The sequence below is a fragment of the Saccharicrinis sp. GN24d3 genome (assembly GCF_052400645.1).
In the GTDB taxonomy this organism is placed as follows: Bacteria; Bacteroidota; Bacteroidia; order Bacteroidales; family Marinilabiliaceae; genus Saccharicrinis.
In genome coordinates this window covers 254585-271454 of record NZ_JBQTGI010000008.1, presented here as the reverse complement: position 1 = coordinate 271454, position 16870 = coordinate 254585, and the positions used below count along the sequence as shown (strand labels likewise).

The following is a 16870-nucleotide window of genomic DNA, read 5'->3' as shown; positions in this document are numbered from 1 at the left end:
CTTATGCTTACCAAAGCGCCCCAACTGCAGAAAGTTAAAGCGCCCTTTTATGCATAAAAATAGGATAAGGGTCTCTGTTACAAACTCTTTCCTCCAATTGTTGATATTTGGCATTTTTGATAACACGCTCTCTATGTGTGTTTTATAAATATTATTTCCCTTGATAGTCATCCTTAATGATGTTGTCAGAATTCACCATTAAGATACTGATTATCAAGGGTTTAAACAAATAAATTAGCTACTTACTTTGCTGATATTCAGCATTTTATACGATACTTTAACGAACTGTTGTAGAGGTAAAGTACTACGTTTCCCACGGCGGCAAAAGCCCTTGTGCTTCCGATAAAGCTATAGCGACACGCGGACGGTGAGCTTCATTGATGGCTACAACTCTATAACTTGAAACCTCTACGTTCTCCTTTAGCCGGAGAGGCTTTTACTTTTTTTTCTGCAGCCAAAGAAAGTAAACAAAAAAGCCCGCCGACTGCACCACTCGCTTACCCAATAATGTCTCGACGATGGGACAGAAAGAACTTGCTGCCCTCAAACAGCTTTCTGTCCTTTCATCGTTTTCAACAAGTGGGTTCCAAGCTGCGTTGCTGATTTCGGAGTCCGTACTTGGAGGATACCGTAAAGATGCTCGCCTGCAAAAAAAATAATTCAAATTATCGTTAACATATTGGCGTTAGTTGCTTTTTAACAGCCTAACTGAACCGAATCAACTTCAATCTCGAATAGTAAATCATCGCGACAAACATCGGCAATAAATATGGCTATCGGAGAGTGATTTATTTTATGACTCTCACAATACTTAATGAAATACGGCACATAGTCACCATGTTTAAAATAAGCGATTCCGCGCTTAACATCTCTCCAATTCATATTGGCGACATTAAGCATTTCAGTAACAACTGCCATCGTCATCTTAATCTGTTTTTCGGCATCATCTAAAAACAATGTTTCTCCGGCCTTATCGATACTCGCTGTCCCAGAAATATACAATGTATTACAACCTGGCAACTTTATTTCAACACCCCGACTAAACGAACTTTTATAGTCCATTGCCGATCCTTGTAACGGTGATTTAGCCCTTTCTATTATAAGTTCATCAGATTTAGGTAATACCGCAATCAGATCTCCAATAATTTCTGCTCCACAATGGTTTGCCGTTCCTATTCCGGTACTTGCAGGAACTAGACCATCGAAAACCTTTTCTCGATGAAAAAAGTGGGTACGCCACACATTAAAATCACCGTACCATTCTAGCAAGTCGTCTAAGTAGAACCAAGTTCTTATCACATGCTGAAAAGTCATTCCCTGCTCTACCAAACAATCTCTCATATTATTAAGTAGTGATAATGTCTGATTCTCGCGATTCTCACAAAGGTCATCAGGTAACAAACCAACCAAACGAATATACCTGGCATAATCGTCTTCATAGCAATTACCAACAATTTGACCCTTGAAAGATATTGGCTTTAAAGAAATATCCTGAACTGCTGTAAGTTGAGAGAAAATAATCCCCTTTGAATCATTTCTATTCCCAGTTAACCATGTTAAAGGCTGAGCTTGTTTTGAACTTTCTTTAGAAGTAGATGAAGAAGAAGTACCTATTCCTAAAATAAAATGATTGATGGGTGATAGATTGAACTCTTCAATAGTTCTTTTTGTGCCATCATTTAAGGACATAGCAGAATCAGCACTTGCGTTGACATAAAATTCTGTTCTACCTGCTAGTTTAATCTTTGATATATCTATTTTACAATTCGTATCCATTCCATAATAAACTAGTATCCAGATAATATCACCTAGATACAATGTTGCTTTACAATATAATAATCCGGAAAATTCACAAATTTCCTGCTTTCATGCCATTCCAACAAATCCGGCAACAAGGGTCAGCATAGATGATGAAAGCGAAATATGATATTTAACCCGCAATATGCATTAGAAATTCTATGACACATTGAAATTACTTTAAAACAAGGCACTTCGTTGCATCACTTCAACTCACCAGAACGATGCTCCCGAAAGTAATCAGGACAAGTGATGCCTCGTTTCAGTAATGCCTTGTTTTATGGCACTTGCAATGCTCATGACGAACCTCCAATACATAATCCGGGTTTAACCGGCACTTTAAATCCGAGCTGCTAAATATAAACAAAAAGGTTACAAAGCCTACGGTAACGCCGATGCAGCATGGGGTATCTGTGTAAAATAGGCAGCCGGAAAACCACCTGCTATTACAGGAATAAGTAGCATAATTGGTTCGGATTGATAAGGAACCCAACAACCCGAATCAGAAGGAAACCATCTATTTTTCTTTGATGCCGCTTTCCCAAAAATCCCTGCTTGCTGTAAAAGCAACCAATAGTTCAACCATGTCAAATACCATCTCACAGTTTTAAACCGTTAAGAACATCGCCAACTTCCGACAGATAATCAGATAGTTGTTTATAAACAGGCAGGATTTTTTCGTATTTTTTGTTATCCTGTACTTGAGGCACTTCAACACTTTCTGTTTGATGAACTTTATCAATGATAGAAAAATCGCTCCAGATCCCGGTACCTACAGCCGCTAAAGCTGCGGCACCCAACGCTGCTGCCTGTTGGTCGATATTGGTTTTTATAATCTTTGCGTTATAAATATCAGCATATAATTGTCGCCAAAAATCACTTTTACTCCCACCTCCAACTACCGTAATTTCATTATCAATAGAGGTTAGGTTGCGTAACTCATCTAACGCCACTCGAAGCCCCATGGCAACTCCTTCCATAACGGCTCTAATAATATCGCTCTTTTTATGCGACTGATCAATACCAACAATAGCACCTTTAATATGGGCACTTTTATCCATCATTGTCCCCCCGGCTAAGCTAGGATTAAAGAGTAATTTATTGGAACCAACAGGCGCACTTTCTGCAAGATCGGTCATCATTTTCCATGACTCACCTTCATGCTTCATAAATTCATCGCATATATTATTCCGCAACCATTTGAAACTGGTGCCGGCTGCAAATATTGCCGTGGCAGAAGCAAACATACCGGGCACTACATGGGCAAAAACATACGGGCGGCATTGTGGATTTAACAGCGGCTTTTGTGAACTTACGGCTAACCATGCTGACGATCCTAATGAATTGTACGTACGTCCTTCTTTAAAACATCGCGCACCCAATGCCATACATGAGTTATCCACACCTCCTGCGACGACTTTTACACCTGCATGTAAACCTAACTCATCAGCGACTTCTTGCGAAAGTTGACCTAAAACATCCGTAGAAGCTACCGGTTTCGGAAAAATAGTTGCGGGTAAACCACTAGCCGCTATTAAACGATTAGAATATTTCCAGTTAATAAGATCAAACACGCCTGATCCTGAGGCATAAGAGTAATCTGTGGAAGCAACACCCGTCATTTTATAATTGATGTAATCTTTTGTTCCAACAACGGTATGTATTTTACTGCAAAGTTCAGGCTGATTATTTTTTAACCACATTAGCTTAAAAACGGTGTACAAAGCCGGAGGGAACCCATTTCCGGTAATCATGTACCACTCTTCTTCAGGTATTTTAGAAAAAAATGCTTCCAGCTCCTTTTCGGTCGGTCGGGAATCCGACCATATAGGGACACTTGAAGCCAGTAATTTTCCTTCTTTATCCAACGGAACAAGTCCCAGGCTATGACCGGAAATACCAATGGCTGAAATGTTGCCTACAGAAACGTTACACTTTGCGAGAATTACTTTTGTTGATTGTACAACAGCACTCCACCAATCCTTGGGTTTTTGCTCGTGCCATCCTTGTTGGGGATAGTGTGTCTCGCATGTTATAAACGAGTCAGCCATACAATTTCCGGAGGCATCGTATAAGGATGCTTTGCACCCACTGGTGCCAAGGTCGTAGGCAATTATGTTTGTTTCCATGCTGAAGTTATAGGCCATCAGTTATTAGTCATACTTGTTTTATCTTCATCCATGTTTTCGAAAATGGATTTTGCAGTTCGAATGCCAATACCAAAACGAGTAGTTCCCAATTTGTTCATGGCAAGTAATGTTTCTATATCTCTAACGCCACCGGCTGCTTTTACTTCACATGCTTCACCCACAGTATCTTTCATTAGTTTTACATTTTCGAGTGTGGCTCCTGTAGGCGCCCATCCTGTTCCGGTTTTCACAAAGGATACCCCTGCTTCAACCGCCAGGTTACATGCTGTAACAATTTCATCCTTGTTTAAATGATGACACTCCAAAATAACCTTAACCGGAGTACCTTTGGCTGCCTCTACAACAGAACGAATATCATTTTTTACTAAACCATACTTCCCACTTTTTAACCAGGCAATATTAATGACCATATCCAACTCATCCACCCCCATCCCTAAAAGCTCTTTGGCTTCCAACACCTTTATTTTTGTAGTAGAACCTCCAGCCGGAAAGCCAACAACACCGCCAACTTTAATATCCGGATAATCAGAAAGTGCATCTATCAACAATGGCGTATGAGCAGGTAATGCAAACGTACAAATGCAATTGTATTTAATAGCAAAGCTTGCTACTTCCTTAATTTCCTCTATAGAGCTGTTTGCTTGAACGCAACTCAGGTCTATCATTTTTGCTAGTGTATGAATATCCATTTTATCCCTTATAATTACAATGCTGTTTCCAGAACCTGCATAACATCTTGCTTACTTAATGGCGGATTACAAGCTAATATCCCATCATTACCAAAGCTAACCTTAACTACGCCATCCAAAATATCTTGTAAATTATCTTTTGTAATATTAGCTTGTCTCAATGAAGTTGGGACATCGATCTTTTTAAGGAATGACTTAAACTCTTTTACTCCCTCTTGTATTATTTGGGATTGAGTTTTTCCATCCACTTTTACTTGCATTACATTCGTTGCAAAGCGGTAATATTGATTTTCCTTTTTAGTGCTCATTACCTCCATCCATGCAGGCATTAAAATAGATAAGGACGCTCCGTGCTGAACTTTAAAAAGCGATGTCAGCACATGCCCTACCTGATGAATCGGTGTCCATGCATCACCGGGAGAAGCCCACCCGTTAATGGCGCAGGTTGCAGCCCATTGCAAATGTGAACGGGCGGATATATTTTGAGGATCATCCAGTACTTTCTCAACATTATCGATCACCGTACGCATCACACCCTCTTGAAAATAGTGTTGTACATCACTGTCTTCTTCTCCGTTCAGGTAAATTTCGAGTACATGCGAGATAGTGTCGGCAGCAGCACAAGCCGTTTGATAGGCAGGTAAACTTAATGTTAGTTCCGGATCAATAATGGATACTTGAGGGTAAATACATGGACTCCATATATACGATTTTTCCTTAAGTGCCTTATTGCTAACTACTGCACACTGGTTCATTTCACTGCCTGTTGCAGGAAGCGTTGGAACCATAATTGTAGGAAGCGCACTTTCCGGAGGTACAGCTTTAACATCATCATGACGACTATAAACCATATTCCACAAATCACCTTCGTAATATGCGCCTGCAGCAATGGCTTTAGCAGCGTCCATAGCACTCCCGCCTCCTACTCCTATAATCAGATCGATATTTCCTGTCTTACATAGGTCAGCTCCTTGTTCAATAATTGAAACTTCTGGGTTCTCTTCTATTTCGAAAAACGATACAATTTCTAATCCTTCTCCAATGAGCATTTCTTCTATTTTTTTAAGAATAGATGATAACAGGCCTAACTTTTTATAGGAAACCAGGCATACTTTATTTCCGATTTTTTTTGCTTCTGCACCAATCTTATTAATCTCTCCAGCTCCAAAAATAACCCGTACAGGATTATAATATTCAAAATTATTCATTCTATAGGATTTTAATATTTTATAATTCTTATTTTATCATGCTCAGTTTGTTATGTTTATTATGCCAATTCCTGAACTAGTGGATTTAAGCACGCTGCATTCCAAAACCTTTCATTCATATAGCACCTGAATATTGGTACAACTATAGGTTTGCTGTGCATTGGTATACTTCCAAAGAATTTCCTTATTCATATTTATCTTAAATACAGGAATTCCTTTTTTGTACGGAGAGTGTCCAAGCCAATTACAAATAATTATTTCATCGTTGGGTAAAACCTGGAAACCCGTTAAGTGATTTACCCCAAGTTCCGAATATTCTCTGGCATCAAATTCCCATACCATCTTTCCTTTTTTATCGTAAATAGAGAGACAATATACATCAGAAATCATCGTACTACCGTTGCTTAACCTTTGGGCAGCATAAACATTAAAGGGGCGTACTATTTCTTTCACTACATCACCATTCTTATTATATTCCCTTACCGTTTTGTCAGCATGGTGACTCACCAAATAATGTCCGTTTTTAATTTTGCGGGCTCCCCTAAAACATCCATGTCCCCCTTTTTTATAGGTTAATGGAATTTCTTTAAGTATCTCACCGGTAGAACTTATTTCTATCAATCGCCCTTTGGAACATTCACCCACTAGCATTTTATTTTTACCTAAAGGTTGGCATGCAAAAATTTCGCTTTTGCTTTTATAATTCCATATGATTTCATCTGCAGGAGTGATAAGCCTTACGCCCCGATGACAAGCATAAAGTATATTACCATTTTTTAACTTCCATGCATCATAGGTATTATTGGCCTCTATTTTTCTTACTATCTCATTCTTATCATTTAACACCAACACCTTATCTAATTCCGAAGCCGTAATTACATAGCCTTTTATTTTTTTTATCTTCTCACTTTTGAGCCAGTTGGCTGCAGCAGCATTCGAAAACATAGCTATAGCACAAAGAATTAATATGATTTTCAACTGTTTAATTCTTTTCATTTCTTAGTTTTTAAATTGAGTTAATTTTAAAAAGAAGTGCACCTTCTCCAATAAAACCATTTTACACCTGGGTTTTCAGTTACCTTCTGTTATACCCTTCCCCGATTTAATGACTTAGGCAAAACGCTATTAAATCATCCAGCTCACGGGAAGTTAAATCAGATGTATTTCCGTGTTTTTGGTTTTTGTTGTACTTTGTAAATACCTCTCTTAAATCCTTCGCCTTGCCATTATATAAGTAAGGAGCCGTTCTCCAAATCTCAACAAGTGAAGGCGTATCGAATTTCCTCCCCTCTTCGAGACCGGTTCCTATTCCCACGTCATATTTCTGGAGATTTGTTAAATGTGGACCGGAATGACAAGAATTGCAGTTGGCTTTCTCGTACACAAGCTGACCTCGTTTTGCCGATTCACTGAGTTTACCATCTACCAAATAAGGACTTGGAACAGGAGTTAGTGCCGAAAGATAAGTATCCATAGCGACCGCTATCTCTTCGGGCTGGTTTGTAAAAAATATGTGTGCGATGCCGGCACGAACTGCCATCTCCGCATTTGCTCTAATTCCGGTAATCATTGAAGGAGCAGTAGAATGAGCCAAAAGCATGCTTTTAGTATTCTTGGGATTCCCCAGTCCATCGTTAAGGTTATCCCAGTTTAGTCCGTCTACCCTGGCATTGCCGGGATGGCAACTGGCACAACTCTGCCAATGTTGTTTGCACAGGGTTGCATCATTGAAATATATTTCACCTAACCTTTCTTGTGTTGGAAGTGGTTGTTTTCCTAAACCAATTATCCCCGGAGATGACATATCTGCCAAATTAATTTCCACAACCGTACCCGAATAATACATCGATACATATACCCTGTTATCATGCAATGCTATCCCCTTAGCCCCTTTCCCTTCAAGTGTAATTCTGGTTCTGATATCTTGCAGAAGACTCAAATCATTTTGAATATCCACTAAAGCGCTGGCATATAACGTTGACGTAGATCCTGTATTAACTTGAGAAATACGCTTGTGTAATGCTTCTCTATCGATAACGCTTAACTCGCTGGTTCCTGAATGTGACACAAATAGTTTGGATCCATCCTGGCTGCATTTTACATCAAAAGGGTTGGCCGCCCCAAGATCTAAATCATCGAGTAAAACCGTGCATAGATAATTGTCATTTTTGAGTTCGATAATACTCAGTGCATTCGTGTTTATCCACCCACGCTCTACCTGATTGGTTGGTACATTGTAACGAGCAAGGATATGTGTAACATATAGGTACTTGTTATCTGGTGAAAAACTAATCTTATTCAGTGCATTTGATCCGTTAGGCAATGAAATCTCCTTGATTACTTTCATACTTTGCGTTTCTACAACTGATACTTTTGAGGAATGATAAGCACTGGTTGCACTTCCACTAGGAAGGTGATTAGCCACATAAAGATTATTACCAAGTGCAGGTAAAGCTATAGCTACCGGTTCTCTAACTACGGATGTTTTGTGTGTTACCGTAAACGAATTCAGTGCAATGGAACAAATATTGTTTTCGAAACGATTACACAAAAACAATGTTTGGCCATCTTGAGATAACACAGGAGCCATTGGAGTGTGTCCAACATTTAACGAACGGATAATCTCGTGGCTATTAAGGTTTAATTCGATAAGTTTACCGTCGGCACCACTTAATGTGACATACAGCTTACGCTCATCAGCAGATAACACTAATCCACTGGGCGAAGCTTCCAGGTTTATCTGCTCAATTGTACCAGGTTTTTCTCTGTCAATAATAGTGATATTGTTAGCCGTTTCATCTGCGACAAAAAGCTTTCCCCCTGATTTAGTGATCACCATCGAATTAGGCGACATTACCTCTGAAGCATCATATGTGCATGCATACTGCAGTATGATTAAAAGTATTGGATATATTGTTTTATGTAATATTTTCATCTCATTATAATTAGATTTTCAAATGCATTCGATGGAACTCACCTAGAATGTCCTTCTTGTGAAAGAGGTTTCTCATGGCTCGTTTCTAGTTTAACAATTTGTATTCCCAATATTTATTAAACCAAAGGCATCGGATTTTTTTACATGCTGTTTTTAGCTGATTATCTATTCACTACATTTACCTCTTCATCGTAATGTTTTTTTCCTTCCTTAATTGCTTCTCTACTTTTCTTCTCTTCTTTTTGTCTATAAATATATTTATCCAACCTTATCTGGTCGGTACTAGAAGGAATAAAACCATCCATGTCTAACCTTGGTATATTTTCTAACTCTTCCTTACCCTTTGCAAGGATAGCCAGTGCCTCTTTATATTCTTTGGAATTCTTATTTTTTATATTCGCTAAACAAGGGCTCTTCTCAGGTCGTTCAAAACTTATTTGAGGTCCCAACCCCCGCCGATGTCCCCGAAGAGTATTAAAATCAACTTGGGTAAGTTGCCCCAGACGATTCAAATCATTTTGTGAAATTGGCGATCTCCCCACTGGATTATCTGGATAAGCCGAAATAAAATCAGGGTAGTACACTGCATTAAGATCAATCCAGGTAGTAAGACGCTCCATCTCCTCACGCGATAATTTCACGCCCGCATGTCCATTTTTAATCATTTTTATCATCTTACTTGGATGAGAGCCCCATGAATACGCTTGTTGTATTTCTGACGGACCAGCGCCGACAGGAGCAATCACTTTTTTCATATGCATGTCAATATATGCCGCATTAAAATATGGATTTCGATCAGCGCTCAACAACAATTTCTTACCTGCTTTTTTTCCAAAATCATGACATTTTACACAGTGCCTATCAAATACTGGTTGTACCTCTTTCATAAAACCAAAATTACGTGGATCTCCTAACCACCCATCCAACTTTGCAGGAGGCAATGTTAACGCTTCCGGCACTTGAGCAAAAGAAGAAGGCGGTGCCATACGTCTGTCATCATGGCAACCGATACAGCCCGCTACTTCGCCAGAATGCACCATAGTTCCACTTCTCATGGATTGAACCATCATTTTATTTTCATCGAGTAATTGAAAAAACACATATTTATCGGATGGCACTTCAACATAAGCGGATCCATCTTCGTGTACAGGAACAGTTCCCAATATTTTTTTACATTCGAAACTATGCCAGTTCATGGCCGGACGATGTACCCCTTGACCATTCCATGCAGGTACCGTCCAGCTTCGTTTTTCAACGGATTCAACAACCCTCAAATATTTAACTGTTCCGCGCTTGACACCTTTCATATGCGTGCCCTGATAAACATCCTGCACATAAAATCTCCCTGATTGTGATTTATAGTTGCGCTTTTCTTTAACTTCACGTTCCTTTTTATGCGGACCTATTATAATCGGATCGTAGCAACCCGGCTTTTCTGTGTGTATCAAAACCTCGTTCCCAAAAGTATCGATTAGGAAGATCCCCATTTGTAGCGAAGCATCCAAAGAACGCGAACACAGAAAATAGGTATCATTCAATGGGAAGGGGTCTTCATAATAAGGACGTACTTGTTTAAAAGTGTCCCATCCCCCTTTACCCACAAGGTCAATTGCCGCAGCAGGCCACGTTTTTTCGACCGCTGACTGACCGTCAACCCCTCTCTTTCTGTTAATTATGCCCAATGCGCCCCAAGGCCGATCGTGACAAGACCCCATCACCGAAATCACTTTATCCGTTCCCGGAATTGGGCGCGCATCGATAAATCCTCCCGGTGAATTGGTATTGTTACCGAAATAGATGGCCTGGTTAGTCCCATCCGGATTCATCGTCCATAATCCCTGAGCATCGCCGAAGTTACGATCAACATACTCCCAGCGATCGTATAAGATGCGCCCGTCAGGCATGACTGTGCTATGCCCTTCAAACAGCGTGCTTTTTCCAAGCTGAGTTATATTTGCTCCGTCGGCCTCCATTTTAAAAATGTTGCCCATAATATGAACATTGCACATGCAATATTTGGGTTCACGGGTGGAAGTGAAAACGATATCCCCATTGGGAAGATATTGCGGATCGATATCAGCTACACCCTTGGCAGCCGTAAGTTGTTTCATATTATTCCCGTCAATATCCATTTCATAAATATGATAATCTTCGTCAATGCTATTTCGCATAGCGAATATTATCTTTTTCCCATCATAACTTATCTCCGGATCTCGTACTACCCCTTCTGTACTTTTTATAAGTGTCGTTATCTTTCCTCCCCTTTTAAGGTCAATCACCTTCATTGATCCTCCCGGAGCATATTTCTCTGTGTTTATCTCATCGGTATGAAACAGGGTTGCGGAATTATGATGATCGGCTGCATATTGCTCACGTGTCACAAAAACCAAAGAAGCTTCATTTATCAGAGGATTAGAAAGCAATGCTTCTTTTTGTAAGGTCACAAATTTGTTATTAAAGCCTATAATTGTGTCTATAACCTTGTAGCCCGAAGAAGGAAACTTTTCTATTATTTGTTTTTGCTCATCCTTTAAACCTTCTATTCTGGTCTTATATTTTTTGCCATCATACTTGTTCGGAAATCTAGATTCAATATCCAAAATAGCCTTTTCCAGTCCCTCGAAACAAATAGCATTAAATGTTTTTAAAGCTTCCTGAAAACGGGCGATCTTCTCTATTAGGACAAGTTTAGATCTTTCATCTTTTTGTTCTATACCTAAAAACTCATCCTCAAAAAAACTGGCCCAGGCTTCCTTTTTATTTAGCATCGATTGCAATACATGGTCTAACATCAAACTATCTCCTTTGCCCGCGAACCATTCATTTAAAGCTTTTTTGTTTATTCTATCTATGATGGCGTGCTCGTGCCATGGATAATCATTGCGTATCTCTTGCCTTATCTTACCCAGATCAATTTCTTTTATCTTTGATTGATTCAAATTTCTTAGTTCAATTAATCGCTCACTCCATGGTTGCAATGGTTCACCTTTCCTTTTATTTGGAGAACATGCTATTAACCAAAGTAATAGTACAATCGAGAATAACCTACAACATTTAACAAATCCTGTCATCTGCTTTATCCTTATATATTATTGTTTAATTGTAACAAAGTACGAATGATTCATTGCCAAAACAAAAGATAAATGATTCAAATTTGGTGAAGCATGTTTCAATCATATGCCAAGTCCGACAAATGTTGCAGAACTGAAGATAAATGTTGCAAGCTTTTAAAAAGCATACCACTAAATATATTTTTATACCGTGTTATTAACATGAACTTAACTTATTTTTATAAGTTTGCCAAAGAAAGGGAGCTATTACCTCTTGGTGCAAAACAGATCATTAAGACAATAACAATTCCTTGTGTGCAGATATCCACCTTTTCAACCTGACTCAAACATGGCAAAACAAAAAAAATGACCAGTTCAAATTAGTCGGCAGGATAAAAATGATTGGGACATGTTAAACTCTATTATTTCCATCCTATATAGTCTTTGCAAGAAAATTATTTCTTTTTTCATTTGCTTGAAAGGAAATGTTCAAGTTCAAGGCTTGCCCTTTTTGAAAATGAAGGCGTTTACTTTTGCAAAGGCCTATTTTCAGAAAAAGCGTAACGTAGAAATTGGATTTTTGGGGCAAGCATTATATATTACATCGATCAAGAATCGATTAATAGCCATCACGATTGTATTGATGTGCATTTCTTTGAACATCTACCCAAAATCTATTCAGCCCGTTTTTAACCATTATACCATACGAGAAGGGCTTTCTCACAATACGGTTAACAGTATTGTACAAGATTCGCTTTATTATATGTGGTTTGGAACCATGGATGGCCTGAACCGGTTTGACGGGTACAATTTCAAAGTTTTCAAGTCGTTACCCAACGATACTAATAGCTTATGCCATAATCTGGTTAAATCAATATGTATTGATCAGGAAGGAGGAATGTGGATTGGAACAGCCAGAGGACTCTCCCATCTGGATATAACCTCCAATACGTTTACCAACTTCTATGCTCATGATGCTTCGGGTCTCAGCTATAATAATATTGAAATGGTGTTTTGCGACAGCCGTGGAACTGTATGGGTTGCCACCATGGGAGGAGGATTAAATAAACTGGACAAGGAAACAAGGCATTTCACTTGTTTCAATGCTGATATAAATGTTAAGGGCAGCCTGAGTAACGACAATGTACATTGGATTTTTGAAGACCACGAAGGGATTCTTTGGGTAGGAACCGAAGGCGGGGGTCTGAACCGTTTAAATCGGGAAACATCAACGTTTGACTATTTCCAGTTTGAACCCAGAGATGGAAACTATCAGGCATTAAGCTGTGTGCGATCTATCCAGGAAGACAATTTGGGAAACATATGGGTGGGAACCTGGGGAGGAGGAGCTGCCTATATGGATAAAAAAAACGGTCGGTTTAAATATTTCAGGCATGATGAAGCAAGCAAAGATGGAATAAGTGACAACCGTGTAATCAGCATTCTTGCTGCCAGCAACTCCCAAATATGGTTAGGAACCGAAGATGGAGGACTCAACGGCTTTAATTTCAAAAGTCAAAACTTCCAACATATAAAAATGGATCGCATCTCCCCGCAAGGACTAAAAAGCAACAACATAAAAGCTATTTACGAAGACCGAATGCACCGAATTTGGTTAGGGTCTTCCGGTGAAGGTATTTTTTCTTTTCATTCGGTCAAAGCTGATTTTTCAGGGTTCCGGGTTCGGGATGAAAATACGAAAGATATCAATAATCAGGATATTTATGCGATTGCGGGCGATGGTGAAAACTTTGCTGTTGGCACAAATGGTGCGGGACTTTATCATACAAGTTTGAAGAAGAATAAAAGAGACAGTGCATTGGGGTTTGAGGATCTCAAGTTTGAAAAAATTGCTTTAAACAACAATATAGTACATGCACTGTGTTACGACAATTGGGGAAGGCTTTGGGCCGGCACTCTTGGAGGAGGGCTGAAACTGATTGAGTTTACCCCAGGAGAAGAGGGAAAACCTCGGATCACAAATTTCAATACCGAATCCGACTCTCAGCATTCGGTCAGTTATAACGACATACGAACCTTGCACAACGATAAATTCGGAAATGTATGGATTGGAACCGCAGGAGGTGGACTTGATAAATTGGTAATAGCCAAACGGGGGGAATATTATTTTGAACATTACAAACATAATCCGGAAAACATATCATCACTAAGTAATAATGATATACGGGCGATTACCGATGATAAAGATGGAAATATATGGATAGGAACCTCATTTGGTCTGAACAAGATGATGATCCAAAATAATAAAGTCCGGTTTAAAACATTTTATTCCAACCTGGACAGTCCGGGCACCTTGTCGGGAAACTGGATAAATTCGTTATATGTCGATATCAACGGACTGTTATGGATAGGCACAGATGCCGGATTAAACAGTTTGGATACACAAAGCAATAAGATAACAGTTTATACCGAGAAAGACGGATTGGCAAACAATGTAATTAAAGCCATTACAGGGGATCAGCAAGGTAATCTGTGGATAACTACCGTAAATGGACTATCAATGTTTAACCTGGAGGCTAAATCTTTTTATAACTTTTATGAACCGGATGGCTTATTGAGTAATGAGTTTAACACTGGAGCTGTTTATACCGATCGCGATGGTCATATTATTTTAGGCGGAACCAAAGGGTTAAATTATTTTACCCCTAAAGGTGTTTTAAAGCAAAACCAGGTGAATGACCTGCACCTTACCAATTTTAAGATTTTTAACCAGCCAGTAAATGTAGGCCAGTCCATTAACGGAAGGGTTTTTTTAAACAAAGATATTTCAGTCCAGAAATCAATTCGATTAAAGCATAATGAAAATAGTTTTTCATTTGAGTTTTCTGCTCTTGATTATTCAAATGCAGAAAAAATAAAGTATCAATATAAACTTGAAGGCTTTAACAAGAATTGGCAGGAGACAGATGCTATGCACCGTTTTGCGACCTACACCAATCTGGGTGGAGGAAATTACACCTTTAAAGTGAAAGCCTTCACCGGAGTTCCAGGTGATTCTGTTAACGAGTGCCAGATAAACCTGACAATCGATTATCCAATTTGGTTTCGATGGTGGAGTTTTATTATTTATACCATTCTTTTAGTTGGTATTATTTTAATTGTACGCCACTACTTCCGTAACAAGGCTAAATATAGGGACGATTTAAAAATGGCCAATATCCAGCGAGAGAAAGAACAAGAACTAATCAAATTAAAGCAGCAGTTCTTTATGAATATTTCTCATGACCTTAAAACTCCTTTAACACTGATATTAGGTCCCCTGGAACGTATTTTACAAAATAAGGAATTAGCGGATGAACTGAAACCGGCTTTTAGCTTAATGAAACGAAATGCATTGCAACTGTCCCGATTAATTACTCAATTGATGGATTACAGTAAACAAGAGCGTGGTGTATTAAAACTTCAGGTTCGTAGAATTGACATTATCGCTTTTTTGAACGATGTGATGTATTCTTTTCAGGAGCTGGCCAGTCAAATGCACATTCATTTTTCAATGGATGCCGACAACGAGCACCTAATGGCCTGGATAGACGAAGAAAAAATTGAAAAGGTAGTCTTTAACCTCTTGTCAAACGCTTTTAAATATACTCCATCAGGTGGTGCAATTACCATCAGGGTGAGGAACGGTCGTAATGGAGATGAACTGCTATACCTGGACGTAGAAGATACGGGGAAAGGAATTGACCGATCGCACCATGCACGTTTATTTGAGCGCTTTTATCAAGCGGATAAATCAGACACTGAAACCGGAACCGGAATTGGCCTGTCTTTAGTGAAAGAATTTGTGCTCTTACATCATGGTGCCATCAGTGTTAAAAGCGAAGTTGGAATAGGTAGCCGGTTTAGTATTCAGATTCCTCTTTCCGAAGATGTGTATTCCGATGAAATAACTTGCGAAAAACGACATGCGCTGGGGGAGAAAAAATTATTGATTAACGACAGCAATCGCGCAATTATAAAAGAAATTCAGAACGAAGAATCCAAACCGTCTGTTTTGGTTGTTGAGGACAACAATGATATGTGCTCCTATCTTAAAATGATCCTGTCTGACCGATACCGGGTGACCGTGACAAACAACGGACAAGAAGGATTAAAAGTGGGTTTACAAACTATTCCTGACCTAATCATCTCCGATGTTATGATGCCCAAAATGGATGGGATAACATTCTGTAATCAGATAAAAAATAACCTTACCGTATGTCATGTACCAGTATTGTTATTAACTGCCAAATCCGGAAAACAGAACACCTTGTCGGGATTGGGAAGCGGGGCTGATGATTATATTGAAAAACCTTTTGACACAGATATTTTTCTGGCTCGTATACAGACCTTATTAGACAACAGAAACAGGGTTAGACAGCAATTGCAAAAAGACCCGGTTGCGAAATTATCGCAAAAAAAGATTACCCGGTTAGACCGTAAATTCTTGGCAGATATAGAAAAAATTGTACTCGATAACCTAACCTCTGAAAATTTTTCTGTAGAAGAACTAGGCCGACAGATAGGTATGAGCAGAACAACGCTGTACCGAAAAACCAAAGGGCTTATTGGTCAAACACCGATCGAACACATCAGAACAATACGGCTTAAAGAAGCCTTACGTTTAATGCAACATGGTAACGATGACATAGTAAATATTGCTGAAACCGTAGGCTTTAAAGATGTAGTTTATTTTAAGAATTGTTTTAAAAAACAATTTGAAGTTATGCCTGAACAAGTTTAATCAACAATTAGCTCTAAATTTTTAATTATCACCGGTGATATTAAAAACTTATACAATTTAACCCGCAATATGCATTAGAAATTCTATTACACATTGAAATTACTTTAAAACAAGACACTTTGTTGCATCCCTTCAACTCACCAGAACGATGTTATGCCTCGTTTCAGTAATGCCTTGTTTTATTGTACTTGCAATGCTCATGACGAACATCCAATACATAATCCGGGTTAAACTATCCAGACTAATACAGATATCAATATCGAAAGTTTCGGATGCACTTGCGCGATCGTTTACAAC

At 38.9% G+C, this 16870-nt stretch carries 9 protein-coding genes; 2 read left to right on the top strand and 7 right to left on the bottom strand.

The features are described 5' to 3' along the window. The first annotated feature begins 518 nt into the window (after positions 1-518). Positions 519-659: a hypothetical protein gene (locus ACT29I_RS11775; RefSeq protein ID WP_444793544.1), complete on the top strand. Its 141-nt coding sequence runs from the start codon at positions 519-521 to the stop codon at positions 657-659. Between the two features lie 37 nt (positions 660-696). Here ACT29I_RS11775 and ACT29I_RS11770 read toward each other — a convergent pair whose 3' ends face one another. The 7 genes from ACT29I_RS11770 to ACT29I_RS11740 form a co-directional block, all read right to left on the bottom strand. Then, positions 697-1776, bottom strand: coding sequence for a hypothetical protein (locus ACT29I_RS11770; protein ID WP_444793543.1), 1080 nt, complete (start codon positions 1774-1776; stop codon positions 697-699). Between the two features lie 620 nt (positions 1777-2396). Then, positions 2397-3926, bottom strand: a complete 1530-nt coding sequence (locus tag ACT29I_RS11765) for a xylulokinase (RefSeq protein WP_444793542.1) — start codon at positions 3924-3926, stop codon at positions 2397-2399. A 17-nt stretch (positions 3927-3943) separates the two neighbouring features. Next, positions 3944-4636, bottom strand: a complete 693-nt coding sequence (gene deoC / locus ACT29I_RS11760; protein ID WP_430931234.1) for a deoxyribose-phosphate aldolase — start codon at positions 4634-4636, stop codon at positions 3944-3946. Positions 4637-4650: 14 nt separating this feature from the next. Beyond that, complete coding sequence (locus tag ACT29I_RS11755; protein WP_444793541.1) at positions 4651-5844, bottom strand: iron-containing alcohol dehydrogenase; 1194 nt, start codon at positions 5842-5844, stop codon at positions 4651-4653. Between the two features lie 111 nt (positions 5845-5955). Beyond that, positions 5956-6840, bottom strand: a complete 885-nt coding sequence (locus ACT29I_RS11750; RefSeq protein WP_444793540.1) for a beta-propeller domain-containing protein — start codon at positions 6838-6840, stop codon at positions 5956-5958. Positions 6841-6946: 106 nt separating this feature from the next. Further along, positions 6947-8779, bottom strand: a complete 1833-nt coding sequence (locus ACT29I_RS11745; RefSeq protein ID WP_444793539.1) for a hypothetical protein — start codon at positions 8777-8779, stop codon at positions 6947-6949. 161 nt (positions 8780-8940) lie between these two features. Beyond that, positions 8941-11850, bottom strand: coding sequence for an HzsA-related protein (locus tag ACT29I_RS11740; protein ID WP_444793538.1), 2910 nt, complete (start codon positions 11848-11850; stop codon positions 8941-8943). 496 nt (positions 11851-12346) lie between these two features. Between ACT29I_RS11740 and ACT29I_RS11735 the strand changes: the two genes are divergently transcribed. Then, on the top strand, positions 12347-16573 hold the full coding sequence (locus tag ACT29I_RS11735; RefSeq protein WP_430931239.1) for a hybrid sensor histidine kinase/response regulator transcription factor: 4227 nt from the start codon (positions 12347-12349) through the stop codon (positions 16571-16573). The last annotated feature ends 297 nt before the right edge of the window (positions 16574-16870 follow it).

Bases quoted from the DNA above. Each gene is read 5' to 3' on its own strand.
- ACT29I_RS11775 (WP_444793544.1), top strand. From the start codon at position 519: ATGGGACAGAAAGAACTTGCTGCCCTCAAACAGCTTTCTGTCCTTTCA.
- ACT29I_RS11770 (WP_444793543.1), bottom strand. From the start codon at position 1,776: ATGGATACGAATTGTAAAATAGATATATCAAAGATTAAACTAGCAGGT.
- ACT29I_RS11765 (WP_444793542.1), bottom strand. From the start codon at position 3,926: ATGGAAACAAACATAATTGCCTACGACCTTGGCACCAGTGGGTGCAAA.
- deoC (WP_430931234.1), bottom strand. From the start codon at position 4,636: ATGGATATTCATACACTAGCAAAAATGATAGACCTGAGTTGCGTTCAA.
- ACT29I_RS11755 (WP_444793541.1), bottom strand. From the start codon at position 5,844: ATGAATAATTTTGAATATTATAATCCTGTACGGGTTATTTTTGGAGCT.
- ACT29I_RS11750 (WP_444793540.1), bottom strand. From the start codon at position 6,840: ATGAAAAGAATTAAACAGTTGAAAATCATATTAATTCTTTGTGCTATA.
- ACT29I_RS11745 (WP_444793539.1), bottom strand. From the start codon at position 8,779: ATGAAAATATTACATAAAACAATATATCCAATACTTTTAATCATACTG.
- ACT29I_RS11740 (WP_444793538.1), bottom strand. From the start codon at position 11,850: ATGACAGGATTTGTTAAATGTTGTAGGTTATTCTCGATTGTACTATTA.
- ACT29I_RS11735 (WP_430931239.1), top strand. From the start codon at position 12,347: ATGAAGGCGTTTACTTTTGCAAAGGCCTATTTTCAGAAAAAGCGTAAC.